Raw genomic sequence first — 25,512 nt, forward strand, 5'->3', positions numbered from 1 at the left:
CAACGACTTGCGTTAGATACAAAAAAGGTGGCTTAAATGCCACCTTTCTTTTTTATTGAGCAATGTAAACAAGCTATTGGTTTACTTTAAACCGTCGTATGTGAAGGTAACTGCTTTATCACCCATAAACACGATTTTCACATGTTTACTGTCTTCAGCGCCCCATGTACACGCCATAGTGCCCATTGTTTTAGCGCAATTGTCAGCGGAACCTAAAATAGCTTCAACTTCGTCTTGAGACATGCCCATCTCTAACTTGTCATAGTTTTCTTTGGTTAGTTTTGAACATGCGGTCAGTGCTAGTGCACCTAAAGCAATGATGGCTAATTTTGATTTCATGGTGTTATCCTTTATCCAAATAGAAGTAAAAGCAACCTATTGGCCCCCTTATCTTCCACCTTACTTTATGTCTATTACAATGGGCGTACTGTAAACGCTATGAACGCACCTTGTCACTACCGTCTTTAGGATGAGTGGCTACCCAGTGACGCGCAATCTGTTCTCGCGTGGCTAACCACACTTTGTCATGTGATTTCACGTACTCGATAAAACGCTTAAGCGCAGCAAGCCTTGCAGGTCGACCTATAATGCGATTGTGTAGACCAATTGAAAGCATTTTAGGCGCCTCTTCCCCTTCCTCGTACAGTACGTCAAACGCGTCTTTTAAATAGGTAAAGAACTGTTCACCACTGTTAAAACCTTGCGGCGTAGCAAAGCGCATATCGTTCGTGTCTAACGTGTAAGGCACCATAAGTAGCGGCTTGCTGTAATGGCAGTCGTAATATGGCAAATCGTCAGCGTAAGAATCGGCACAATATAAAATATCGTCACGCTCTGCTATTAGTTTAAGCGTATTAGGACTCGTTCTTCCTGTGTACCATCCTACGGGCTTCTTACCCGTTAACTGCTCGTGAAGAATAATCGCCTCGTCGATTTGTTTGCGCTCATCATCTTCACTCATATCTTGATAGTGCACCCAGCGCATGGCGTGGCTGGCTATTTCCCAGCCTGAATCCATCATGGCTTTAACAGCGTCAGGATGCCGCTGCATGGCCATGGTAACGCCAAATACAGTCACGGGGATGTCGTACTTATTGAGTAAGCGGTGTAAACGCCAAAAGCCTGCGCGACTGCCATATTCGTAAATTGACTCCATACTCAGGTGGCGATCTTTGTAAGCCTGCGCGCCGATAATCTCAGATAAGAATATTTCGGATGCTTCATCACCATGTAGTACACAGTTCTCGCCACCCTCTTCGTAGTTCAAGACGAACTGAATGGCTATTTTAGCGTTGTTCGGCCAGTTCGCATGGGGAACATGTTCACCGTAGCCAATAAGATCACGAGGATAAACAGATTCTGTCATACTACACCTCGAAACTTTCGGGTACCGCAAGACCGCAGCCGCCTAGCACAAGCTTAACCACTTGTTTTGTAGCGTCTTCAAAATCTGCTTTTGTCATTTTCTTACCCCGTAGTCGGGTAATTTGCGCTGAAAAATCTGCATAGTGTTGGGTGCTGGCCCAAATGGTATAAAGCAAGTATTCGCCTTCAACGGGGGGCAGCTTACCCGCATTTATCCACGCTTCGATAACCGCGAGACGACCTTTCATCCATAGTGCGTGCTCTTCATCGAAGTATCCGCTTAGATTCTGCGCCCCGTTAATAATTTCCATGGCAAAAATCTTTGAAGCCATCGGGTGAGTGCGTGAGACTTCCATTTTTTCTGCTATATAATTGGCGAGCACTTCGGCGGGGTCATCTTCTACCGTTGCTTTGTCAAAACGCGAATTCCATAGTGAAAGCGTCTCTTCTAATACTGCTACGTAAAGTTCTTGTTTCGTTTTGAAATAATACAAAACGTTGGTTTTTGGAAGCCCTGCTTCATCAGCAATCTTCTGTACCGCCGTACCTTTAAAACCAAACTGCGCAAAACACTTTTCTGCGGCTTGGAGTATTTTTCTTCTATTCATAGCGCCAACACCTGCGTCAGCACTTTTTACCTTCATCATTATTATCTAAATTCCTTTGCAATCTACTTTGCAAGCGTACAGGCAGGATAAATGCTGCATGCCTTTTCGATAGGTTAGCATTTATTGCCAAGGTGTTGCTATGCTCTTAAAGTTCAGAGTTACCCACTATCTGCGCCCCTCACTAATGAAATGAGCTATTCAGAAAGTATTTATTGTGCATTTAACTTAAAACCTAGCACGAATCTTGCCTTATTCTTTTTACACAATGATGCATTGCTTGTTAAAGAAAACGTGGAAAGGCGTTACATAACTTTCCAATAAATCTGCACAAAATCATGGCCTTTTATAACGCGGCCATTTTTTATAAGCAATAAATTGACCAAATGGTCTACTTTTCTTAGAAAAATACAGCTATATTAATGAATACAAGAATGAATATAACAAGAAGGTGTGAGTATGATTCGCTTTCTAATAAATAACGATGTTGTTGAGTTGAATGAAGCGCGAGCCGACCTCACCCTTCTACAGTTTATCCGGGAACATCGCAAGAAAACAGGCACTAAAGAAGGCTGTGCGGCAGGCGACTGTGGTGCTTGCACGGTTGTACTCGTGGAACCCGCATCATCTAATAGCGCCACAAAACTTAACTACCGAACCGTGAATAGTTGTATCACGCTGATGAGCGCAGTTCACGGTAAGCAGCTATTGTTCGTAGAACATTTAAGCGATGGTAAACACTTACATCCCGTGCAGCAGGCGCTAGTCGAACACCATGGTTCACAATGCGGTTTTTGTACACCAGGGTTTATCATGTCGATGTTCGCTTTGTACCATAGCAATTCAAAGCCTAATCGCGACCATGTGTTGAATGCTTTATCTGGTAACCTGTGCCGCTGTACTGGATACCGCCCTATAATCGATGCCACGCTTGCGGTATGCGAGCAAGCACCTGATGATAAGTTTTCCAAGCGCCAAGATCAGACTCTTGCGACATTGCTTTCTTTGTCAGGTGAGAAGCCTTCTGGTACCGGCAATATACATACGCCAACCTCGCGAGAAGAATTAAAAGCGCTTATTAAGGCGAACCCTAACGCACAGTTAGTAGCAGGCAGCACTGATCTAAGTTTGCAGTTCACCCAACAGTTAAAGAACGTAGAAACACTAATCAGCGTTACGCATATCGATGCACTAAAACAATGCACCAAAAACGAGCATTCTCTTATTATTGGTGCAGCTGTACCGCTCAATGATGCAGCACCGCTTTTACTAAACGCATTTCCACAAGTAGCTGAACTGGTAACGCGCTTTGCGTCTTTGCCTATTCGCAACCAGGCCACAATTGGTGGGAATGTCGCCAACGCATCACCTATTGGTGATATGCCTCCTTTACTACTTGCGCTGAACGCCATGCTGCATTTGGATAATGGAGAGCATGTTCGCACTATCCCAATTAGCACTTTCTTCACGGGTTATCGCGAAACGACACTCGCTAATGATGAATGGATAAGCGCAATAGAAATACCGCTTAAACAGCCTAATCAAGCACTGGCCGCATATAAAATATCAAAACGTTTTGAAGATGACATATCGGCGGTATGTGCAGTGTTTAACGTTACCTTAGAAAAAGGCAAGGTTCAGGCGATTACCAGTGGCTTTGGTGGTGTGGCTGCTGTGCCGTCAACCTGCGAAGCATTGGAAAATGCTCTGAAAGGTAAACAGTTCGCGAGCAAAGAATGCTTAACCCTAGGCAAGCAAATCTTATTTGATGCGTTTGCGCCTATTGATGACGTACGCGCAACAGCACAATATCGCAAAACCGTGTTAGCTAACTTGTGGCACCGCTTCTGGTTAGAAAACCAAACAGTTAACCATATTGAAACTCGGGTGGTGCAGCATGCGTAAATTAATTGATGCTCCAAATCCTTTAGAAACAAACGGCGAACAAGGTGTTGTTCACGTTTCTAAAAAGCACGAAAGTGCGACACGTCAGGTACAAGGTAGCGCCAACTACGTTGATGACGTTGTTGAACCTCAAGGTACGCTTTATGGGGCAGTCGGTGTAAGCCAGTGCGCCAAAGGTACTATCAGCTCTGTAGATCTTGACGCCGTGCGCCAAAGCGAAGGCGTCGTTGATGTCATCACCATTGATGACGTACCTGGCCATAAAGATATTGGCCCTGTGTTTGAAGGCGACCCACTACTTGCAAACGGCCAAATCAAGTTCTTCGGTCAACCGGTGTTTGCGGTACTTGCCACTTCAGTAAATCTTGCCCGACAAGCTGCGCTAAAGGGTAAAATAGAAGTAGACGCAGTTACACCTGTACTTGATGCTGAAGCCGCCCACCAGCAGCAAACATTCGTTCGTCCATTACATAGATTTGGCCAACATGCAGCCCGCGTCGACAGCACTATTGAAAAAGCTAAGTACCAAGCACATGGTTCGCTAAGCATTGGCGGTCAGGAGCACATGTACCTAGAAGGCCAAGTGAGCCTTGCGATCCCCGATGAAGAAGATCGCATGAAAATCTACACCTCTAGTCAGCATCCAAGTGAAGTGCAAAAGCTAGTTGCAGAAGTGCTAGATGTTAAATTGCACCGCGTAATGGTAGACATGAGGCGTATGGGCGGCGGTTTTGGCGGTAAAGAAACCCAAGCCGCACAATGGGCTTGTATCGCTGCCCTGCTCGCTTCACGCAATCAGTGCGCCGTTAAGCTTCGTTTGCCGCGCTTCACCGATATGCACGTTACGGGTAAACGCCACCCGTTTGAAAATGAATTTGATGTGGCATTTGACGAAACAGGTAAAATTGAAGCGACTCGCATGACCATTAATGGCATTTGTGGGCACTCTCCTGACTTGTCAGATGCTATTGTAGATAGGGCCATGTTCCACGCCGATAACGGCTACTTCCTAGGCGATAGCGATATTGTTGGTCACAGACTGCAGACCAATATGGTATCGCACACCGCTTACCGTGGATTTGGCGGCCCGCAAGGCATGATTATGGCCGAAGCCATGATTGACAAAATTGCACGGGCTATCGGCAGCGACCCGCTATCGGTGAGGAAGCGTAATTTATACGGCCCGACAACCGGTAGTTTTACTCCATATGGCATGAAGGTAGAGCACAACCTATTACCTGATATGATTGCCGAGTTAGAAGAAAGTGCGCAGTATTGGCAGCGCCGGGACGCGATCGCAGCGTTTAACCGCGAAAGCCCGGTTATCAAGAAGGGTCTGGCGCTAACGCCGGTTAAATTTGGTATTTCATTTACCGCAAAGCACTTAAATCAAGCTGGCGCTTTAGTGCACATTTATACCGATGGTAGTATTCAGGTAAACCACGGTGGCACAGAAATGGGCCAGGGCCTACACACTAAAATAGGCCAGATCGCAGCCAATGAGTTTGGGCTAGATTTGGATATGATTGAAGTCACCGCTACGCGTACGGATAAAGTGCCAAACACTTCGCCGACAGCGGCATCAAGTGGTACTGACTTGAACGGAAAAGCCGTACAAAACGCGTGTATTACTTTAAAAACCCGTTTGGCTGAATGCTACGCTAAAAGTTTAGGTCTAGAGGGCCGCGCTGGTGATGTGAAGTTTATCAATCAACATGTTGTACTAGACGAAAACAGCATTGCTTTTACAGAGCTGGTTCAACAAGCCTATTTTGATCGTGTGTCGCTGTCTTCAAGCGGTTTTTATAAAACGCCTAAATTACAGTACAACCGTGATACAGGTGAAGGCCGCCCGTTTTTCTACTTTGCTTACGGCGTCTCAATGAGCGAAGTCTCGGTAGATACGCTGACTGGCGAATACACGGTAGATAAAGTTAACGTTATTCATGATGTGGGCAATAGCCTTAACCCTGCAATTGATATTGGCCAAATTGAAGGCGCCTTTATCCAAGGTATGGGCTGGCTTACCACAGAAGACTTAAAATGGAATGAGGCAGGCAAGCTGATAAGTGAAAACATGGCGACCTATAAAATTCCTGCCATTGGCGATACGCCTAAGGAGTTTAACGTGAAGCTTTTTGGTAGAGAAAACGCTGAAGACAGCATCTACCATTCAAAAGCCGTGGGTGAGCCACCGTTTATGCTAGCGATTTCAGTATGGTGTGCTTTAAAAGACGCAATATCTAGCCTATCTGGCTACACTGCTGATCCGCAGCTAGATACGCCAGCCACCCCCGAACGCGTTTTAAATGCTGTCGCTGCAATCCAACAAGCAGCTCAGCAAGCAGACCAACAAGCCGATATCCGGGGTGCTGCTGTATGACTCGCGTAGCAGGGCAATCATTACGCGCAGCCCCATCATTTCGCGCGACGCATTGGCACGAGGCAATAGCCGAGTGCCAAGAGCGTAATGAGGGCTATGTTTTAGTTACCGTTGTAGGAACCGCGGGCTCCACTCCCCGTGAGCCGGGCAGTAAAATGGTGGTCACCGCTTCACACAGTATTGATACCATTGGTGGCGGACACCTTGAATTTGATGCTATTGCCCGCGCCCGAGCATACCTTGCTAAAGGCGAAGTATGCACTGAACTACACAGCTACCCGTTAAGCAGTTCTTTAGGGCAATGCTGCGGCGGTGCAGTAAAGGTATTGTTTGATGTGTGTAATGTTCATCAGCAGCACATTGCTATCTTCGGCGCAGGCCATGTAGCAAAAGCGCTGGTGCCAATTTTGGCTCAAATGCCAGTGCGAATTTCGTGGATAGACAATCGAGAAGATTTGTTCCCATCATCGCTACCTGCCAATGTACAAAAGGTGGTGGAAGAAGCGCCTGAGAGTGAGGTAAGACACCTCGATGAGAACAGCTGGTTGATAATACTCACTCACGACCACCAATTGGACTACCGTATTACCGAGCAAGCATTAAAGCAGCCTTCCCTGCCTTTTGTTGGATTAATAGGTTCAGACACTAAAGCAAAGCGTTTTATTACTAAACTTACCCAGCGCGGGTTTGACGACACTGCGCTAGCAAGGCTGTTCACGCCTATTGGCAATCGAGATATTCCTGGAAAGCGCCCTATTGAAGTTGCTGTTTCTATATCAGCGCAAATCATTGAACGTCTTCATGCAAACCACGCAGTAGCGGCTTCAGTAAAAAGCGCTGAAACAAATACTGACGCATGTACGGGTGAACATACCAAGCACCCTGCTAAAGTGGTGTAAATATAAAAGGATACCAGCAGTGACACTTACTGAATTAAATACACTAAGCGCTGACGAAGCATTTTCTTGGTTTGAGCAATGCTGCGCGGCGAAAGCATGGATCTACCAAATGGTAGAAGCCCGCCCTTACAGCAATCAAGACGCCCTGGTTAATCAAGCAAAAGATGCTTGGGCAAAATGTAGCGATGATGACTATTTAGAAGCCTTTACCGCGCACCCAATGATTGGTGACGTAGACTCATTGCGTAAAAAGTTTGCCAACACTAAAGCTATTGCTGCCGGAGAACAATCAGGTACTGCTAGTGCGTCTGAGGCCGTCTTGCATCAACTAAAAGAAGCTAATCACGCCTATTTAGACAAGCATGGGTTTATTTTTATCATCTGCGCTACCGGGCTTTCTGCGCAAACCATGCTAGCAGCACTACAAGAAAGGCTGCCGAATACCACGCAGCAAGAAATATCTAATGCTGGTGCACAGCAAATAAAGATAACCCTGTTACGTCTTAATAAAGCGCTTAATTAGTGTGAAGCCTTAATCGTCAGCCTAGGCGCTTATGCCATATAGAACAGTAATACGAATTTAAAAAATTTTTAGGACTATAGTATGAATACGCTTTCAAGCCACGTACTCGACACCACATTGGGTAAGCCAGCGCAAGGCATTGCACTTACTCTTACATTACCTGACGGCAGCACCCTCTCTGGAGAAACCGACAGTGACGGCCGCTTTAAAAATTGGGGCGTTGATGATGGTTTTGCTGCAGGGGTTTATAACTTGCGCTTTCACTGCAAGGAGTACTTAACACAAACTCATGGCAGCAGTTTCTATCCACACATTGATATTACGTTTGAACTTGTTGAGAATGGTGGTCACTATCACGTACCACTTCTTATTTCTCCATTCGGTTTCAGCAGCTACAGGGGCAGCTAATAAACATGCAGCTTTTTCGTGCAAGCATTGCGCACTTTCCTAAACAAACCACACAATTTGATAATGACATTGCCATTTTTAAAGATGGTGGCTTGCTAGTAGATAACAAAGAAATAAAAGACATTGGCCCGTTTAGCGACATTGCTGAACGTTACCCTGCGGCCACTGTCACAGATTTTTCGGGTAAGTGGATTTTACCGGGCGTAATAGACAGCCACCTGCATTACCCGCAAACCCAAAGTATTGCCCACTACGGTGAGCAGCTATTGAGCTGGCTTGAAAACTACACGTTTCCCACTGAAATGCAGTTTGCCGATAGCGAACACGCCGACACCATCGCAAAAGTATTTTTAAACCAGCTACTAAAGAACGGTACCACCACAGGGTTTGTATTTACTACCGTTCATAAAAGCAGTAGCCAAGCACTATTTAGCGCCGCCAGTGAAATTGATATGGCGATAGTGGCAGGTAAAGTGTGTATGGACAGAAACTGTCCAAGTGCGCTGAACGATTGCCCTGACACAGCACAAGCTGATAGTGCAGAGTTAATTGAAACTTGGCACAACAAGGGGCGTAACCGCTATGCGTTAACGCCTCGTTTTGCCCCTACAAGCACAGAAGCCCAGCTTGCCGCATTAGGCGAACTTGCCCAGCAGTATCCCGACGTATTCATCCAAACCCACTTGTCTGAAAATTTAGACGAGATTGCATGGGTTAAAAGCTTATTCCCTAACGTTGACGGCTATCTAGATGTTTACGACAGCTACAACTTGGTGCGCGAGCGCGCAGTGTTTGGCCACGGTATTCACCTTACGCCTAACGAATGGGCGCGCCTTGGCGACAGCGGCGCTACGGTTGCGTTTTGCCCTACATCTAACTTGTTTTTAGGCAGCGGGCTTTTTGATATGACCGCAGCGCGTGCTAATAAAGTACATGTTGCCATGGCTACCGATGTGGGCGCAGGTACCACATTCAACATGTTTAAGACCTATGGCGATGCATACAAGGTCAGTCAGTTGCGCAACGAGCCCATTAGCCCGCTGGAAGGGTTTTATCTTATGACCCAAGGCGCAGCAGTGGCCCATGCGCTTGATCATGAAATTGGTAACTTAAACCCAGGTTCTACCGCTGATTTTATTGTTGTAGAGCCAAGGTTCGATGAATTAACACGATTGCGTATAAAAGAAGATGCACAGTTCGATGATGTATTTTTCGCGCTTAGTATTTTAGGTGATGACCGCGCTATCGAGCAGACGTGGATAAGCGGTACCTGCCGCTACACCAAAGAAGATAAAGAGTAACAAGCTACTATAGGGCCAGCCGGCCCTAAATAAGGAGAATAATAATGCCGTGGCTAGATTGGATAAGTTTATTTGTACGTTGGTTTCACGTTGTGGCCGGTGTAGCTTGGATTGGTGCGTCGTTCTACTTCATATGGCTAGACAACAACTTGCGAACGCCACCTAAGTGGAAACAAGACAAAGGGATTAAAGGGGATTTATGGGCCATTCATGGCGGTGGCTTCTACGAGGTAGCAAAATACGCCTATGGACCAGAGAAAATGCCCGAAACATTACACTGGTTCAAATGGGAAGCCTATACGACTTGGTTATCAGGCTTTGCCCTTTTGATTATCGTTTATTACTTCGGTGCCAGCGCTTACCTTATTGATCCATCTGTCAACGCCATGTCGCCAGCTACGGCAATATCACTAGGACTTGGATTAATCTTTGGTGGGCTTGCCATATACGAATTCGCATGTCGTAGTCCATTGGCCAAATACCCTCTTGCTTTTGGTATTGGGTTAGTTGCTCTAGTGTGTGTCGTTAGCTATCTGTCTACCCAATGGTTTAGCGGTCGAGGCGCTTATATTCATGTAGGAGCCCTTATTGGCACCATCATGGCAGGTAACGTATTTTTCAATATTATGCCTAACCAGCGCAAAATGGTAGCTGCGGTAGCTGACAAAAAAGATATAGACCCTGCGTGGGGCGCAAGTGCCAAACTTCGCTCGGTGCACAATAATTACTTCACGCTACCCCTACTGTTTATTATGATTTCAAATCACTACCCAATGACCTATCAGCATCCTCAAAATTGGCTGGTACTCATTGCCATAATGGCCGCTGCAGCGTGGATACGCCATTTCTTTAACTTGCGCCACGTGGGTACCACTAAACCAAGTATATTAGTCTCTGGCGCTGTCGCCATGCTCGCTATAGCACTGTGGGTATCTTGGCCACAAGCATCTTCAATTCAACCGTTGAGTCATAATGACGCGCTACCTTCTTCAGCCATGAGCGCAAACACAGCGGCTCAACCTGATTTAAGCGCGCCTACAAGCGAAATAGAAAACGAAACATCGACAGTGGTTAGTAACGATACCGTCGCGAGTCTAATTACCACTCACTGTGTAAGCTGCCACTCGCGCACACCAACCGATGAGATTTTCAAAGTGGCGCCTTTAGGCGTGGTCTTAGATTCATGGGAAGATGTTGAAAGGTTCGCACCACAAGTGGTTCGAAGAACCACAGTGACCAAAGACATGCCGTTTTTGAACAAAACAAAGATGACCGAAGAAGAAAGGCAAATTATAGCGCGCTGGTTTGCACAGCGACAGCAGTAAAATACGATGTGCGATGTAGCTGCTTGGCTACATCGCTTTACCCCATTTGCTATTAATCGCTGCTACAACTTGCCCACGTTGCTTTTTTTCATACATTACCTCATCAGCTCGGTCTAACCACGCCTGCACAGAATCGATACCTTCGTTCCACTGCACCCAGCCTGCGCTGAAGTTGATAGCGATGGCATTGTTTTCCTCAGTATGTAGTTCAAATCTACTGTCTTGAATTCTGTCGAAGAATGCCGCTGTTTCGAATTCGTCCGTGCCGTAAAGCAAAATTACAAACTCATCACCGCCGATACGACCAAACCTGTCGCTATCGCGCAAAAGTGCGCCCATTCTTTGTGAAAATTCGACTAACGCTTTGTCACCAATTTTGTGACCGTATTTATCATTGATTTCTTTAAATTTATTGAGGTCAACATAAACAAGAGTAGACGCTTTTTGACCTCGTCCCATTCGAGCAATCTCATCGCTTAACTGACTAAAAATCTCTCTTCTATTGGCAAGCCCTGTAAGTGCATCGGTTTTAGAGAGGTGCTCTAATTTAGTAACAGCACTCATCAAAGCCTGCTGCTGCGACTTCTCTCTCGTTACATCGTCTGCGGTACCTAAAATAAGCGAATGCATCTCGCTGTCGTCATAGATCAGACTGCCTCGGTCGTGAAGGTACTTTACCTCGCCTTTTGAATCATAAATACGATATTGAATATCCCAATTTTGCAAAGGCCGCTGACTGAACACTTTTAAAACCCGCGCTCTATCATCTTCGTGAACATGGTCAATAAATCCAATGGGGTTACAGTAAAGCTCAAATTCATTGCGCCCGAAAATCTTTTCATACCCATCATTGACATATTGCAGCTTTTTTAAATCAGGCGTCGCTACCCATATAAAGGTTCTGTTCGAAAACGCACTAACAATTTTACTGAACAGTGCATCAACTTGAAAAAGCTCAGATTGAATACGCTTTTTTTCATCAATGTCCTCGACCACAGAAATAAAGTAGTCTGGGTTACCCCGCTGGTCTCTGACCATGGAAACGGTTAGCTGAGCCCATACCTGTTCTCCGTCTCGCCTTAAATAGCGCTTTTCCAGCGTGTAGTTATCAACCTCGCCTTTTAAAAGGCTTTCTAAATAACCCAGATCTCGGTCTAAATATTCTGGAGAGGTTAATTCTTGAAAAGTAAGTTTAGTAAGTTCCTCATTTGAATAACCTAAAAAATCACACAGTGGTTTGTTCACACGGATGAAGCTTCCATCCACACTGACATGGGCAAGTCCTACTGGACAAGAGTAAAAGGTTTCTTCAAACATAGGGCATCGCCCCGCTAGGTAATTGCATTCCGTCGCCTCAATAAAAATAGTGCTCACGTTAAGCACTTAGCTATCTTATACTTTAGTATAAACAAGTATAGATTAGTTTTTTTTCTTAGCTAACGCGAATAACTAAGAAAATGGCTTAGATATCACTAATACTCGCGCTTGCAAACACATAAAAAGTATTAAGGTAAGTTGCCAGTCTCTCACCTTAAAAAAGTGGCAAATCATCTTTAAACACTACACAAAATTTATAGCGTGCATATGTTTAGAGTTTTTTACTAAGGACAAATTTAATGATCGAGTTCTCAGTTATTATTTTTTCTAAGCCTAATCAAAATGAAGCCCTGTTAAATGTTTTAATACCTTTGGTTAGGGCTAGCCGCGAGGAAAAAGGGGCTGTAATGTATGACCTACATTCAAGTGAGGAGGGTGTGTTTGTTATTACGGAAAAATGGCAATCGCAAGCAGCACTTGATGCCCATGAAGCTACTAAGCACTTTACCAATTTTCAAGAAAAAGCGAGTGACCTTGTTGAAAAGGTTCTTAGATTACCGATAGTGCCAGTCTAATTTTAAGATGTTTGAGAACTTAAGCGCTGTTCTAGCGCGCCATTTAAAGGCAGTGAACAGATGCGTTCATTGCCTTAATCAATCTGCATGTTTATCAGCATTCGTTAATCGTTCGTATGGCTTTCAGACCAGACTCGCAGTTGTTCGAGGATATCTAGGGCAGAACGGCCAAAATCCGTCAGGCTATAAGCAACGGCTATAGGGCGAGAGTCGATAACATTGCGTATAACCATACCGTTGTTTTCAAGCTCTTTTAAGCGCTGGTCTACCATCTTGCGGCTTGCGCCACCTAGCATTCTACATAAGTCGTTAAACCTAACAGGCTCGTCTTTTAAATGATAAATAATAGAGCCTGTCCATTTACCACCTATCAAACGCATGCCGCGTTCAATGGCGCACGGCTCTGTACACGTATTTAAAACGGTTTTTCTACCCTTAGCGTCTGTTTTTATTTCAGTTTTCATTAACGTCCTTTAAAAAAGCACCTAGTAACTAAAAGTAAACTAATTGCTTAGTTGAACAAGGTAACTAAACTATACCACATAAACCATTTTGGCTGACAGTCGTATATCTCTTGTCAATTAGTCTACTTTATAAATAAAAGGTTCACAAAGTACTCACGCCCAAAGCATAAGACTAATACCGATATACAATATTGTTGGGCAAAAAATACAGGCAAAACAGACCGTTCAAACCAAGGCTTACTTTGGCGAGAGCATTTAGACTCTAACTTCACGGTGATGATTACCATGATTGAATTTACATTAAATGGAAAAACAGTGCAGACGGATGCTGCCTCAGATACGCCCCTTGTTTGGGTGATTCGCGATGAATTTGGATTAAAAGGTACTAAATTCGGATGTGGTGTGGCCATGTGCGGCGTATGCACCGTTCATATCGATGGCAATGCTATTCGTTCATGCTCTTACCCTGTCTCTCTCGTTAATGGAAAGAAGGTCAATACAATCGAAAGTTTAAACGGTGAGCATCCTTTGCAGTCGGCTTGGGTCGAGGAACAAGTACCACAGTGTGGCTACTGCCAGTCTGGTCAAATTATGCAGGCAGCGACACTACTGGATAGCAACCCTAATCCTAGTGACCAAGACATCGTTAATCACATGAATGGTAATTATTGTCGTTGTATGGCTTACACAAGAATAAAAAAAGCGATCAAGCGCGCCGCAACTTCTACGGTGCAGCATTACGACCCTAAGGCTTCATCAGAAGGTGAAAACGCATGAGCATTAAAGACCTATCTAAAGAGAAAAAAGACACAATAAACTTGTCTCGTCGCTCATTTATGGCGGGCTCACTTAAGACATCACTTTTCATGGCGTTTGGTGCCTCGGCAATACCATCCGTGTTATCAGCTAAAGAAGCCATAGAAAACAAAACATTTTCACCTAACGTCTGGTTTGAGATGGACACCCAGGGTCACGTGACGGTAAATATCGCTAAAGCTGAAATGGGACAGCATGTTGGCACTGCTTTAGCGCGTATCTTAGCAGACGAACTAGAGTGCGAATGGGACAAAGTTTCCATTGTGCACGTTGATACCGACCCTAAGTGGGGTTACATGGTGACAGGCGGTTCATGGTCTGTTTTCCAAACTTACAAACCTATGTCGCAAGCAGGGGCTGCTGGTCGCCAAGTACTACTTAGTGCCGGTGCTAAATTATTAGGCGTACCAGTATCAGGTTGTGAAGCTAACGCGGGCTTCGTAGTATCTGGCAGTAAGAAAATAAGCTACGGCGATATTGTTGCGAACGGTAATATAGATAAGGTTTATTCGGCAGACGAATTAGAAAGCTTACCGATTAAGCCGGGAAATAAGAAACACCTTATCGGCTTGGGTAACCAATATAAAGCACTCGATATACCACCAAAAACAGATGGTACAGCAGTTTACGGCATTGATGTTGAAGTAGACAACATGCTGTACGCTCGCCCCATACTTCCGCCTACTCGTTATGGCAGTAAAGTCACTAAGGTGGATGACAGCCAAGCGAAATCATTGCCCGGTTACAAAGGGTACAAAATTCTCAACGACCCATCAGGTACCGTTGAAGGATGGGTTGCGGTACTCGCTTCTGACTATCCGACGGCAATCAAAGCTATCGATAAAGTGAAGGTCAGCTATAACGCGGGTAAAACAGGAAATGTGAGCGAAGCTGACATTCAAAAAGAGGGGGAACGAATCTGCCGTGACAGAAGTGAAGGTACGCTGTTTGTCGATGAGGGGAATATCGAGAATGCTGGAAAGCAGGCAGCTGAATCAATCGAGGCCATGTATACCACAGCAACAGCGAGTCACTTTCAACTTGAGCCGCTAAACGCAATCGCTGAATTTAAAGAAGGCAAATGGCATGTCCACACGGGTAACCAGTGGCAAGGGCTTACACTGCCAGCAGTAGCAAAAGCCGCAGGCGTACCCGACTCTGATGTAGTCATACACCAATACTACCTTGGCGGAGGCTTCGGACGACGCCTTTTTGGTGATTGGATAATTCCTGCTCTACTTACCGCGAAAGCCGCTGGGCAACCTGTAAAAATGCTTTTCATGCGCCCAGACGATACCATGTTTGACCAACCTCGTTCAGCATCGACCTCGTTATTTAACGCCTATTTCGACGACGCTGGGAATTTCACAGGGATGGAGCACGCACTTGCTGCCGGCTGGCCAACATTGGCAATGGCTCCAGGGTTTATGCCAGACGGTGTTGATGGTAAAGGCAAATTCGATCCGTTTTCCGCCTCGGGTGCAGATCATTGGTATACCATGCAACATCACCGCGCACGAGTGATAAACAACAAAGTCGCGCAAGAAACCTTTACTCCAGGATGGCTTCGCTCTGTAGGTCAAGGGTGGATAGTGTGGGGACTTGAAAGCTTTATTGACGAAGTAGCACATAAAGCAAACCAAAACCCCGTAGACTTTAGGCTGTCTATGCTAGACGGCAAAGGCAAACAAGCGGGTAAAGCGCCGGAAAGTGTTGGCGGAGCAACGCGCCTAGCTCACGCTTTGAAAAAGCTTAAAGACAAGACGGCTAATGTTGCACTTGGTGAGAACGAAGGTATTGGGTTTAGTGTAACTGCAGGACAAGAACGCACCATGCCTGCATGGCTTGCTACTGCAGCGCATGTTCATGTAGATAAAAGTAGCGGTAAGATCACGCTTAAAAAATTATGGGTAGTAGCTGACGCGGGTATTGTTGTTCATCCAGATGGCGCTATGGCACAAATGGAAGGGTCTTTGCTATGGGGAACTAGCCTTGCGTTATTCGAACACAATGAGATAAAAGACGGCTACGTGGCAAAGAAAAACTTAACCACTTACCAGCCACTTAGAATGAATGATGTCCCTGATATGGACATTGAGTTCATTGAAAGTAATGAATTTCCAGTGGGACTTGGCGAGCCAGGAGTTATTGGCGTAGCACCAGCTGTAGGTAATGCGGTTTATAATGCGGTAGGTGTAAGGTTGCGACACCTCCCCATGTTATCAAGCGACGTCAAAAAGGCGCTTAAGGCTTAGGGTCTAGCTATTGAGTATTAAAGCTAGAGCGCTGACACTAAACATGGAATAGTTGAGCAAAGTAAAAAACAACCCGCACTTTTGCGGGTTGTTTTATATTAAAAGGAAGCGCTTATTTAACCTGTTGGGGGCACTAGCTTGTTGCTAAAAAAGATAGTGAGCACTTAATACGAACGACTCTGAACCCGGGTTTGTGTCCCCTAGCCCACCGTTAGAAATATGACCAACTTCAGCTTCTAGCGAAAAAGTTTCAGAGACGTTGTATAAACCAGAGAGCGATGAGTAAAACTCAATGGTGTCGCCTAGATTTTCAGACTCATCAACAATACCGGCATGAAAAGCAACACGTAGGGAAAAGTCATTGTATTTGTAGACGTCTTTTGCCAATCCCGCAGCGAAATAGTGTTGACCTTGATCTGCGTTTACCAAGAGAACTGTTGGTCGAACTCCGTAAAATGATTCAAGCGGTTTGTGAACATAGGCCACATGCAATGCGTAACGGTCTGCGTCATCAAACAGATTCCAAACCGCAGCCCCAGCTTTGAGTTCTGTACCTTGAGGTAGAGCATAAGTGGAAAGCGATGCAAAAGGTGAAAGTAAAGATAATGCAAGTGCGAGTGTTTTTACTGGTGTTTTCATGTTTATACTGTTTTAAGCAAAATTAAAAGTAGCGTTCCGTCTAAGCTTTTTTCGAAGTCGTCTTCGAGGGTATTTCCATTTGTGAGTTCATAATGGTAATTAGGTTACTTTTTTCAACCTACTAAATATTAGTTACCTTATAACTTTGCGGAAACAGACATTACGAATTGCTCTAAACGTAAAGTTTGAATAAAGGATTAGACGGGTGACTGCTGACCTTTGGTGTGCGCTTAACATCAATAAGACCCAAACAGCGTCAGAAATATTGGCTGTAAAACTGAGTAGAGATGTATGACAGACGAAAACTCCATTAAACATGCTATTGAAAACACCAAGAGAAGTAAAAAGGTACTGGTTTTGTTTGCCCACCCCGCACAAACGCACTCTGAAGTAAACGTGCCGCTCTTCCATGAAGCCCAGCTAAATAAACACGTTACCGCAGTAGATTTATACGCAGAGTACCCCGATTTCAATATTGATATTGAACGGGAACAGCAGCGTTTGATCGATCACGATGTCGTTGTGTTTTTGTTCCCTCTTTACTGGTATTCGACCCCTTCAATTTTAAAAGAATGGCAAGACTTGGTGTTGGAATATGGGTTCGCCTACGGTCATGAAGGCACTGCACTTAAAGATAAATTGTTTCTTTGTGCGTTGAGTGCAGGCGGTAAAGAAGAAGCCTACCAAACTGACGGTTTCAATCATTACACCATTAGACAACTACTTCAGCCATTAGAGCAAATGGCGCAAATCACGCATATGACCTACATCGCTCCGTTTGCAATATTCGGTTCCCGTACCGCCCAAGAAGAGCATCGGGTAGCCGAACATAGGGGTAAGTGGACAACTCTGCTTAACAAATTAACCTCCAATACCCTCGATTTAGAAAAAGCAAAGTATATCGAGAATCTCGCAGACCTTTGTACATCTCAAGGAGATTAACGTGACTGGCTATTTTCTATATGCATTTATTTACCTTATTGCCGCAGTAATAGCAGTGCCAATAGCAAAGCGCCTTGGGTTAGGATCTGTACTTGGTTATTTAATTGCAGGCCTTGTTATCGGGCCAGTTTTCGGGCTCGTTGGCGATGAGACGGTTGCCATTCAACACTTTGCTGAATTCGGCGTAGTAATGATGCTGTTTTTAGTGGGGTTGGAGCTAGAGCCTCGGTCACTATGGGCAATGAAGTCCAAACTAATAGGCTTAGGCGGGCTACAATTAGCACTCACCACCGCTCTTATCACCGGCGTCGCCTTATTTCTTGACCAGCCTTTTGGCATTGCTCTTACAATAGGCCTTATTTTTGCTCTTTCTTCAACCGCTATTGTTTTGCAAACACTACAAGAAAAAGGCCTTCAGAAAACTGAGGGGGGCAAAAGCGCCTTCTCCGTTTTGCTGTTTCAGGATATCGCCGTTATTCCCATGCTTGCGCTTATACCTCTTCTTGCCATACCCGAGCTGGTCGAAGCAGGAAATGCACATGGCGGCGATACAGGATCGCACGATAGTCTAAACCTTGTTGAAGGGCTTGCCCCTTGGGCTTCAGGTCTCGTGATCATTAGCTCAATTGCCTTTTTAACCATCGGAGGACACTACTTAAGTCGCCCATTATTTAAGTTTGTGGCCGCATCTGGATTACGAGAAATTTTTACCGCAACCGCGCTTATGCTCATTATCGGAATTGCAGCTTTAATGGGGCTGGTCGGGCTCTCTCCTGCCCTTGGCGCATTTTTAGCGGGTGTAGTTCTAGCTAACAGTGAATTCAGGCATGAGCTTGAAGCCAATATCGAACCGTTCAAGGGATTATTGCTGGGCCTCTTTTTTATTACGGTAGGCGCTGGCATTAACTTTTCTGTGCTTTCAGAAAACCCTGTGTTAATTGCAGGGTTAACCCTTGCTGTTATGTTAATTAAGGCCCTAGTTCTGTTTGTTATTGCCTTATTATTTAAAATAAAAGGTAAGAATAAATGGCTATTCACACTAAGCCTCGCACAGGCCGGTGAGTTTGGTTTTGTACTGTTAAGTTTCGCCTCGCAAAACTATGTATTGCCTAGCGACATCATTTCTATACTTTCTTTAGTCGTGGCCATTTCTATGTTTTTAACGCCGGGGCTTTTCATTTTATTCGACAAAGCCATAATTCCTCACTATAAAAATGCTAAATCTCAACGTGATGAAGATGTTATCGACGAGAAAGGCACTGTCGTCATTGCCGGCATTGGCCGTTTTGGGCAGATAGTAAATCGCCTCTTAGTGGCCAACGACGTAAAAACGGTTGTGCTCGATATTCGCTCTGAGCAAATAGACCTTTTCAGACGCTTCGGTAATAAAGCTTATTTCGGCGATGCATCTAAACCTGACATATTGCATACCGCTGGGGCACAGGAAGCCTCTTTATTGGTTATCGCCATCGACGACAGAAGTACAGCTGCAGAGATGGTGAAATATGCTAAGCACGCCTTTCCCAATGTAAAAGTGCTTGCCCGTGCCTTTGACCGTGGGCATGGCTATCGGTTGCGCCAGTTGGGCGCAGATTTTGTGGTATCAGAAACCTACCATAGTGCGCTAGAGATGGGCGCAGAAGCATTACGCTCACTCAATATCCACCCCTTTCACGTTGAGCGACAGAAAATGGCTTACAAGAACATTGAGTCTCAACAAAACGATGTGCTGTATCACGCGTGGGTAGATGTCGCGAGTGGCGAAAGGATAGACAACAACTACCTTAAACTGTTCAGCGAACTAGAATCGCTAATTGAAGATGCACTGAAAGCAGATTTACATGACAAACATTCGAAGATGCGTGGCTGGACGCCACCACCAAAAGGGTATGCTGAAAAGCTTGCGCCTGATGAAAAACCAAGTAAAACAAATGAATGATGAGTGTGTAACTCTGCGGAACTTAATTTGCGCTTTTGAACTGCGGGTCGAGGTGTTAATTGGTATTTGCCGATTAACGCTTGTAATTGTGAACAAAAATTCTGATCGAAAACGACAAATAACGCTATAACCTTTAAGTACAAAGAAGTAAGCGTATATTAGATTTTTACAACGTCCTTCTTAAAAAGAATGGATATACGCGTAATAAAAGATAACCCATTGCCAAAATGGGAATAAAAAGTGGTTTATTTAAATGGAGAGTTACCATGTTGTCTAAAAAGAGTCTCTTTAACAGTGTAGCTATGCGCGCTGTAGTTGCATTTGCTGCACTTGCTGGCTTAAGTGCGTGTGAAGACGCCCCCACTCCACCAAAACCAGTCTCATCAACACCGGTAACACTTTATAAAGTTCAGCATTCAGACGAGACCATCGCTAAATTCCCAGGGCAAGTGGAAGCAGCAGAGTATTCTAACCTTTCGTTTCGCATTGGCGGCAAACTGCAAGAACTCAATGTAAAAGCGGGCGAGGAAGTTAAAGAGAATCAACTTATCGCACGGCTTGATGACAGAGACGCAAAAGCGCAGCTCGCCACCGCTCAGTCTCAGTTCGATGTAACTTCCGCTATGTTTGAACGTATGGAAGCATCGGTTGAAAAAGGCGCGGTAAGCCGCTCTACCTTTGATGAAGCGAAAGCCAATTTTTTAGCCGCTAAAGCCAGCCTGACCAATGCACAAGACCAGCTAAGTTATACTGAACTTCGTGCACCTTTTGCTGGGCTTATTGCCTCTGTGCCCGTTGAAAACTATCAAGTAATTGTGCCTCAGCAAACCATTGCCGAGCTTCATATGCCAGGCGCTATTGACGTAACGTTTCAGTTACCAGAGCAAAAAATGCGCATGATTGACCGATCTAGAGCCCGCAAAAACCGTACCTCAGAAATGGCGTGGGTCACTTTTTCTGGCATGCCAGAAAAACGTTATGCTGCCATGTATAAGGATCACGAAAGCACTACACGACAAGGCGAGCTTAGCTATGAAGTGACCATTACGCTGCCAGAGCCAGACGACATCAATGTACTATCTGGTATGAGCGCTACTGTATTGCTTGATATGACCAAGCTCATTGAGTCTGATGCTAAACTTTGGTTAGTTCCCTTTGGTGCTGTAGTTACCGACAATGAAGAGCCAGAAAAGGCCATTGTCTGGCGCTTCAAACCTGATAGTGACGACACTAAAAAAGGCACTGTCGAAGCGGTAGAGGTCATGATCACACGCGCTATTTCAAACGGCTTGTTAGTTGAGGGACCGCTAAACGACGAAGATAAAATTGTCGCTGCTGGTGCTCACCTTGTAAAAGAAGGCCAGGCGGTTACTGAGTGGACGAAAGAAGGAGGCCTGTAAATCATGGTCGAGTATTTTTTTCGTCAAAAAGTTATAAGCTGGATGGTCGCCATCATTTTAGGTGTTGGTGGCATTGTGTCTTTCTTAGGTCTTGGTCAGCTAGAGTTTCCTGAGTTTACGATTAGAAACGCTCTTGTCATAACGCAATACCCGGGGGCAACCCCTGAACAAGTGGAAGAAGAGGTCACGCTTCAGCTTGAAAAGGCCATTCAGCGTATACCCAACGTAAAGCGCATTAGTTCTGTAAACATGGTAGGGCTGTCGCAAATTACCGTTGAATTAAAGAGCAGCGTTCAAGCTAAGGATTTAGAGCAATACTGGGACAATTTACGCCGTAAAGTGGGTGACGCACAAGCTTCACTGCCACCTGGAACCGGTACATCGATAGTTAATGATGACTTCGGCGATGTGTATGGGCTTTTGATGACCTTACAAAGCGAAGACTATTCATTAAAACAGTTAGAAGATTTTGCTGACCTTATGCAGCGAGAAATTCAGCTTGTCGATGGCGTTAAAAAAGTATCCATTGCAGGCACCGTTTCCGAGCAAATTATCGTGTCTTTAGATCACGATAAAATGAAAGCCCTTAATGTTTCTGCAGAATCTATTGCCGGTCTGTTAACTGCTCAAAACGTGGTAGGCAACGCAGGTTCAATTAAAGTTCAAGGTAAGCGTCTTTCTATTCAGCCCACGGGTGAGTTTGATAATTTGGAGGCATTAGGCCAGGTGGTCATTGGCTCACCGGCTAGCGGCCTTATTCGCTTAACTGATATTGCCACCATTGAGCGCAAGCTTAACGATACTCCTTCGCTTCTGTACCATAGCTCTGGCACCCCTGCCCTGTCTATTGGCGTGTCGTTCGCGTCGGCAGTAAATGTAGTTGATGTAGGCAAGCGACTTGATACCAAAATTTCCGAGCTAGAACAGCGTATGCCACTTGGTATGAGCCTGAATACTGTTTACAACCAGCCTTCGGTAGTCGACGATTCTGTAACCGGCTTCCTCATCAATCTTGCTGAAGCGGTAGCCATCGTTATTTTTGTACTGCTGCTATTTATGGGCTGGCGTAGCGGCGTACTGATGGGGCTTATTCTTGTTCTTACTATTCTTGGCACCTTTATTTTAATGTCGATAAAAGGCATTGAACTTCAAAAAATATCCTTAGGTGCCCTTATTATTGCCTTAGGTATGCTGGTCGACAACGCCATTGTGGTAACCGAAGGCATGTTAATTGGTGTGAGAAAAGGACAAACTAAGCTTCAGGCGGCCAAGGACGTAGTCTCTCAAAACGGATTACCGCTTCTTGGCGCGACCGTTATCGCCATTACCGCTTTCGCACCTATTGGGCTTTCCCCTGATGCCACGGGAGAATTTGTTGGCTCCCTTTTCTGGGTTCTGTGCTTCTCGCTATTCTTAAGTTGGATCACAGCGCTGACCATTACCCCATTCTTTTTCGACTTACTGTTTAACACAGAGAAAGAACGTCAATCAGATAGCGAGGATGACGACCCTTATAAAGGTATTATCTTCACCATTTATAAGCGACTACTTACTGCTGCCATTAATCATCGATATATCACTATTGTACTTGTCGTACTTGCCCTAGTAGGCAGCGTCGCGTCGGGTAAATATGTGAAAAACGCGTTCTTTCCTAACTCATCTACTCCACTGTTTTTTGTAGACTTACGTCTGCCAGAAGGTAGCGATATTTTAACGACTGAACAATCGATACGTCGTTTAGAAGAAAAAGTGATGGATATGCCTGAGATCGCCAACATTACCAGCGTAATAGGCGGCGGAGCACAGCGTCTTACACTAACTTACTCGCCTGAAGACCGCTACGCGAGCTATGGGCAACTTATCGTAGAGACCAGTACAGTGGAAGCTCGCGATGCCAGAATGCGAGAAATTATTGAGTTACTGCGCGAAACCTTCCCCAACGTGCAATACAAAGTACAAGCTCTACAAGTAGGGCCTTCTGCAAAAGCGGCCATTGAGGCCAGAATATATGGGCCTGAGCCTGAGGTTTTGCGTGAAATAAGTAGTGACGTTGAAGCTATATTCCAAGCAGAACAAACCATGGATAGCGTGCGCTTATCATGGAGTAATAAAGTCCCATTTATTGAGCCTGTATTCTTGGAAGAACAAGCCAGACGTATTGGGGTAACCCGAGATGCTGTTCACACCGCGTTTCTCCTTAATAATGAAGGTGAAACTGTCGGGTTATACCGCGAAGGCAGCGATTTAATTCCGATTGTAATGCGCAACGACCCGAACCAGCGCTATGATATAGATAACCTTGCCTCGCTTAACGTGTGGAGTCAGGAGCAAGGTAAATATATCAGCATGGCTGACGTTATAAGCAATGTTGATGTGACCTTGAACAATCCCATTATAAAACGCCGAGACAGAGTGCGCATGTTAGCTGTCTATGCTGAACCACTTCCACTTTCTGGGGAAACAGCCGCTAGTGTGCAGGCTAAAGTTCGACCACTTGTAGAAGAACTTGAACTGCCCGATGGCTACCGTATTGAATGGGGCGGAGAATACGAAACATCAACAGATGCACAAAGCGCACTGTTTGCGAGTATGCCCATTGGAATTTTGGGTATGTTTATCATTACCGTATTATTGTTTGGTCGATTGCGCCAAGCGTTAGCCATATGGGGCGTAATACCACTTACCACTATCGGCATTATTGGTGGCTTAGTACTAGTAGGCGCCCCATTTACCTTCATGGCGCTGCTTGGCAGCTTGAGCCTTATTGGTATGGTGCTTAAAAACGGCATTGTGTTGATGGAAGAGATAAACGTGCAGGCGAAAGGTAATAGCGATGCGTTTAATGCCGTAGTTAAAGCATCGGTATCTCGTGTACGGCCTGTTTCTATGGCTGCTATCACAACAATATTGGGTATGATCCCGCTATTTTCTGACGCGTTCTTCGCATCAATGGCGGTAGTTATTGTATTCGGTCTGACCGTTGCTACCGTGCTCACATTGCTGATATTGCCTGTGCTTCACTGTACGTTCCACGGCATTAAGTCTGAATAAAAAGAGCGTACAACTAATTTAGTTAGTTGTACGCTTTTTTGTAGTGCTAATCGCAACTGCAGCTACGATCTTACAATGTAGATAAAATAACGCTAACAGCCAGTGTCGAGATAGCTTCTGATGCTGGCTTTATTTTTTCAAAGCCTACAACTTTTCCCTCTCATAAAAACTACACTATTCAGTTTACTTTTCCAATAAGTTGTTTATTATGGGTAAACTACACTGTGCAGTATACTTTTAATTTAAGGTGAGAGCATGCCCGCATCTAATCGCACACGCTTTCTTGTTGGAGCTTTATTTATGACATCTTTCTGTGGTTCTTCAAACAGCCTTGCTGCAAGCGCATCACAATCTGAAAAATTTGCGAATACCCATATTGAATATAAAACGACGTGGCGAGACATGTGGAAAGTGACCAAAGCGTATTTTCGTGACAACAGAGATGCAGCAACGCCAACGTTTGACATACCCGTCTCGGCACTGACACCTCAAATGCTTGACGCAGTTGCAGAAGATAGCGTGATAAAGCTGGGCCACTCTACTACCCTATTGAAACTTGCCGAGCGTTTTATATTAATCGATCCGGTATTTAGTGAACGAGCGTCTCCTGTGCAATGGATAGGACCCAAGCGGTTTCACGATGCACCAATATCACTTCAAGACTTACCTGACATCGATGCAGTGATAATTAGTCATGATCATTACGATCATTTAGATAAGAGCAGTATTGAAATACTTCAAAGCAAGGTTGGCGTATTTATCACGCCGTTAAAAGTAGGTAATCATCTACGCAACTGGGGAGTAAATGCAGACAAGATTGTAGAGTTAGATTGGTGGCAAAACACTGAAATTGGCAATCTTGAAATTGTTGCAACCCCTTCTCAGCATTTCTCTGGGCGAGGATTATTTGATAGAGATGAAACCCTTTGGGCTAGCTGGGTTATCAAATCTTCAACTACAAGCATTTTTTACAGCGGCGACTCGGGCTATTTTGAGGGCTTTAAAGCGATTGGTGATAAGTATGGCCCGTTTGATTTGTCGATGATTGAAACGGGTGCTTATAACGAATTATGGTCTGACATTCACATGCTGCCTGAAGAGAGCCTGCAAGCGCATATTGATGTTCAAGCCAGTGTTATGATGCCAGTGCATAACAGTACTTTTGATTTAGCACTACATAACTGGAACGAACCCTTAATAAAAATCACAGATCTTGCTGGTGCAAAAGGTGTCCCTACCAGCATTCCTATCTTTGGCGAAATAGTGCCTATAAAGCGTGCTGGTGAAGCCCCGAATAAGACCTGGTGGATGGAAAACAGATAAAACATATAGACAAAGAGAAGGCTTTATTACTACTCGCTTAACATTTTGTTTTACTGTACATTTATGGTTACATTGTA

Annotated in this window: 21 protein-coding genes; 15 read left to right on the forward strand and 6 right to left on the reverse strand. The window is 44.9% G+C overall.

Features of this window, described 5'->3' with window-relative positions; all coding sequences use genetic code 11:
• Nucleotides 1-81 precede the first annotated feature (81 nt).
• The 3 genes from ACYTPF_RS02225 to ACYTPF_RS02235 form a co-directional block, all read right to left on the reverse strand.
• A complete protein-coding gene (locus tag ACYTPF_RS02225; protein ID WP_461851050.1) occupies nucleotides 82-339 on the reverse strand; it encodes a DUF3862 domain-containing protein in 258 nt (85 codons plus the stop codon).
• Between the two features lie 97 nt (nucleotides 340-436).
• Nucleotides 437-1,366, reverse strand: a complete 930-nt coding sequence (gene puuE, locus ACYTPF_RS02230) for an allantoinase PuuE (RefSeq protein WP_461851051.1) — start codon at nucleotides 1,364-1,366, stop codon at nucleotides 437-439.
• Between the two features lies 1 nt (nucleotide 1,367).
• Nucleotides 1,368-2,012, reverse strand: coding sequence for a TetR/AcrR family transcriptional regulator (locus tag ACYTPF_RS02235; RefSeq protein ID WP_179983025.1), 645 nt, complete (start codon nucleotides 2,010-2,012; stop codon nucleotides 1,368-1,370).
• A 417-nt stretch (nucleotides 2,013-2,429) separates the two neighbouring features.
• On the opposite strand from ACYTPF_RS02235, the gene xdhA reads away from it, so the two are divergent.
• From xdhA to ACYTPF_RS02270, 7 genes are all read left to right on the forward strand, one after another.
• Nucleotides 2,430-3,875, forward strand: coding sequence for a xanthine dehydrogenase small subunit (gene xdhA / locus ACYTPF_RS02240; protein WP_461851052.1), 1,446 nt, complete (start codon nucleotides 2,430-2,432; stop codon nucleotides 3,873-3,875).
• The gene (xdhB, locus tag ACYTPF_RS02245) at nucleotides 3,868-6,258 is read left to right on the forward strand and encodes a xanthine dehydrogenase molybdopterin binding subunit (RefSeq protein WP_461851053.1); all 2,391 of its coding nucleotides are present in this window, start codon (nucleotides 3,868-3,870) and stop codon (nucleotides 6,256-6,258) included. Before xdhA ends, xdhB begins: the two co-directional genes overlap by 8 nt.
• Nucleotides 6,255-7,157: a xanthine dehydrogenase accessory protein XdhC gene (gene xdhC, locus ACYTPF_RS02250; protein WP_461851054.1), complete on the forward strand. Its 903-nt coding sequence runs from the start codon at nucleotides 6,255-6,257 to the stop codon at nucleotides 7,155-7,157. The genes xdhB and xdhC overlap by 4 nt, the downstream gene beginning before the upstream one ends.
• 19 nt (nucleotides 7,158-7,176) lie before the next feature.
• Entirely contained in the window at nucleotides 7,177-7,680 is a 504-nt protein-coding gene (gene uraD / locus ACYTPF_RS02255) for a 2-oxo-4-hydroxy-4-carboxy-5-ureidoimidazoline decarboxylase (RefSeq protein WP_461851055.1), read from the forward strand.
• An 81-nt stretch (nucleotides 7,681-7,761) separates the two neighbouring features.
• Nucleotides 7,762-8,088, forward strand: a complete 327-nt coding sequence (uraH, locus tag ACYTPF_RS02260; protein ID WP_269916303.1) for a hydroxyisourate hydrolase — start codon at nucleotides 7,762-7,764, stop codon at nucleotides 8,086-8,088.
• 5 nt (nucleotides 8,089-8,093) lie between these two features.
• A complete protein-coding gene (gene guaD, locus ACYTPF_RS02265) occupies nucleotides 8,094-9,389 on the forward strand; it encodes a guanine deaminase (protein WP_461851056.1) in 1,296 nt (431 codons plus the stop codon).
• 44 nt (nucleotides 9,390-9,433) lie between these two features.
• On the forward strand, nucleotides 9,434-10,714 hold the full coding sequence (locus ACYTPF_RS02270; RefSeq protein WP_461851057.1) for a urate hydroxylase PuuD: 1,281 nt from the start codon (nucleotides 9,434-9,436) through the stop codon (nucleotides 10,712-10,714).
• 27 nt (nucleotides 10,715-10,741) lie between these two features.
• Here ACYTPF_RS02270 and ACYTPF_RS02275 read toward each other — a convergent pair whose 3' ends face one another.
• Entirely contained in the window at nucleotides 10,742-12,088 is a 1,347-nt protein-coding gene (locus ACYTPF_RS02275; RefSeq protein ID WP_461851058.1) for a diguanylate cyclase domain-containing protein, read from the reverse strand.
• Nucleotides 12,089-12,330: 242 nt separating this feature from the next.
• Here ACYTPF_RS02275 and ACYTPF_RS02280 point away from each other — a divergent pair, with 242 nt between their 5' ends.
• On the forward strand, nucleotides 12,331-12,606 hold the full coding sequence (locus ACYTPF_RS02280) for a putative quinol monooxygenase (RefSeq protein ID WP_461851059.1): 276 nt from the start codon (nucleotides 12,331-12,333) through the stop codon (nucleotides 12,604-12,606).
• Between the two features lie 104 nt (nucleotides 12,607-12,710).
• Here ACYTPF_RS02280 and ACYTPF_RS02285 read toward each other — a convergent pair whose 3' ends face one another.
• Nucleotides 12,711-13,070 carry a winged helix-turn-helix transcriptional regulator gene (locus ACYTPF_RS02285; protein ID WP_025254827.1) on the reverse strand — a complete coding sequence of 120 codons (360 nt, stop codon included), beginning with the start codon at nucleotides 13,068-13,070 and terminating at the stop codon, nucleotides 12,711-12,713.
• A 285-nt stretch (nucleotides 13,071-13,355) separates the two neighbouring features.
• On the opposite strand from ACYTPF_RS02285, the gene ACYTPF_RS02290 reads away from it, so the two are divergent.
• Nucleotides 13,356-13,847: a (2Fe-2S)-binding protein gene (locus tag ACYTPF_RS02290; protein WP_269916298.1), complete on the forward strand. Its 492-nt coding sequence runs from the start codon at nucleotides 13,356-13,358 to the stop codon at nucleotides 13,845-13,847.
• A complete protein-coding gene (locus ACYTPF_RS02295) occupies nucleotides 13,844-16,141 on the forward strand; it encodes a xanthine dehydrogenase family protein molybdopterin-binding subunit (protein WP_461851060.1) in 2,298 nt (765 codons plus the stop codon). Before ACYTPF_RS02290 ends, ACYTPF_RS02295 begins: the two co-directional genes overlap by 4 nt.
• Nucleotides 16,142-16,285: 144 nt before the next feature.
• On the opposite strand, the gene ACYTPF_RS02300 is transcribed toward ACYTPF_RS02295, so the two are convergent.
• A complete protein-coding gene (locus tag ACYTPF_RS02300) occupies nucleotides 16,286-16,780 on the reverse strand; it encodes an acyloxyacyl hydrolase (protein WP_179983015.1) in 495 nt (164 codons plus the stop codon).
• Between the two features lie 291 nt (nucleotides 16,781-17,071).
• On the opposite strand from ACYTPF_RS02300, the gene ACYTPF_RS02305 reads away from it, so the two are divergent.
• From ACYTPF_RS02305 to ACYTPF_RS02325, 5 genes are all read left to right on the forward strand, one after another.
• On the forward strand, nucleotides 17,072-17,722 hold the full coding sequence (locus ACYTPF_RS02305; protein ID WP_461851061.1) for an NAD(P)H-dependent oxidoreductase: 651 nt from the start codon (nucleotides 17,072-17,074) through the stop codon (nucleotides 17,720-17,722).
• Nucleotide 17,723: 1 nt separating this feature from the next.
• Nucleotides 17,724-19,661, forward strand: a complete 1,938-nt coding sequence (locus tag ACYTPF_RS02310) for a monovalent cation:proton antiporter-2 (CPA2) family protein (protein ID WP_461851062.1) — start codon at nucleotides 17,724-17,726, stop codon at nucleotides 19,659-19,661.
• Between the two features lie 266 nt (nucleotides 19,662-19,927).
• Nucleotides 19,928-21,061 (forward strand): efflux RND transporter periplasmic adaptor subunit, encoded by a 1,134-nt coding sequence (locus ACYTPF_RS02315; protein WP_179983012.1) that lies wholly within the window; start codon nucleotides 19,928-19,930, stop codon nucleotides 21,059-21,061.
• A 3-nt stretch (nucleotides 21,062-21,064) separates the two neighbouring features.
• The gene (locus ACYTPF_RS02320) at nucleotides 21,065-24,112 is read left to right on the forward strand and encodes an efflux RND transporter permease subunit (protein WP_461851063.1); all 3,048 of its coding nucleotides are present in this window, start codon (nucleotides 21,065-21,067) and stop codon (nucleotides 24,110-24,112) included.
• A gap of 255 nt (nucleotides 24,113-24,367) precedes the next feature.
• Complete coding sequence (locus ACYTPF_RS02325; protein ID WP_461851064.1) at nucleotides 24,368-25,435, forward strand: MBL fold metallo-hydrolase; 1,068 nt, start codon at nucleotides 24,368-24,370, stop codon at nucleotides 25,433-25,435.
• Nucleotides 25,436-25,512 lie beyond the last annotated feature (77 nt).

It is taken from the genome of Alteromonas sp. HB246098 (assembly GCF_054890645.1).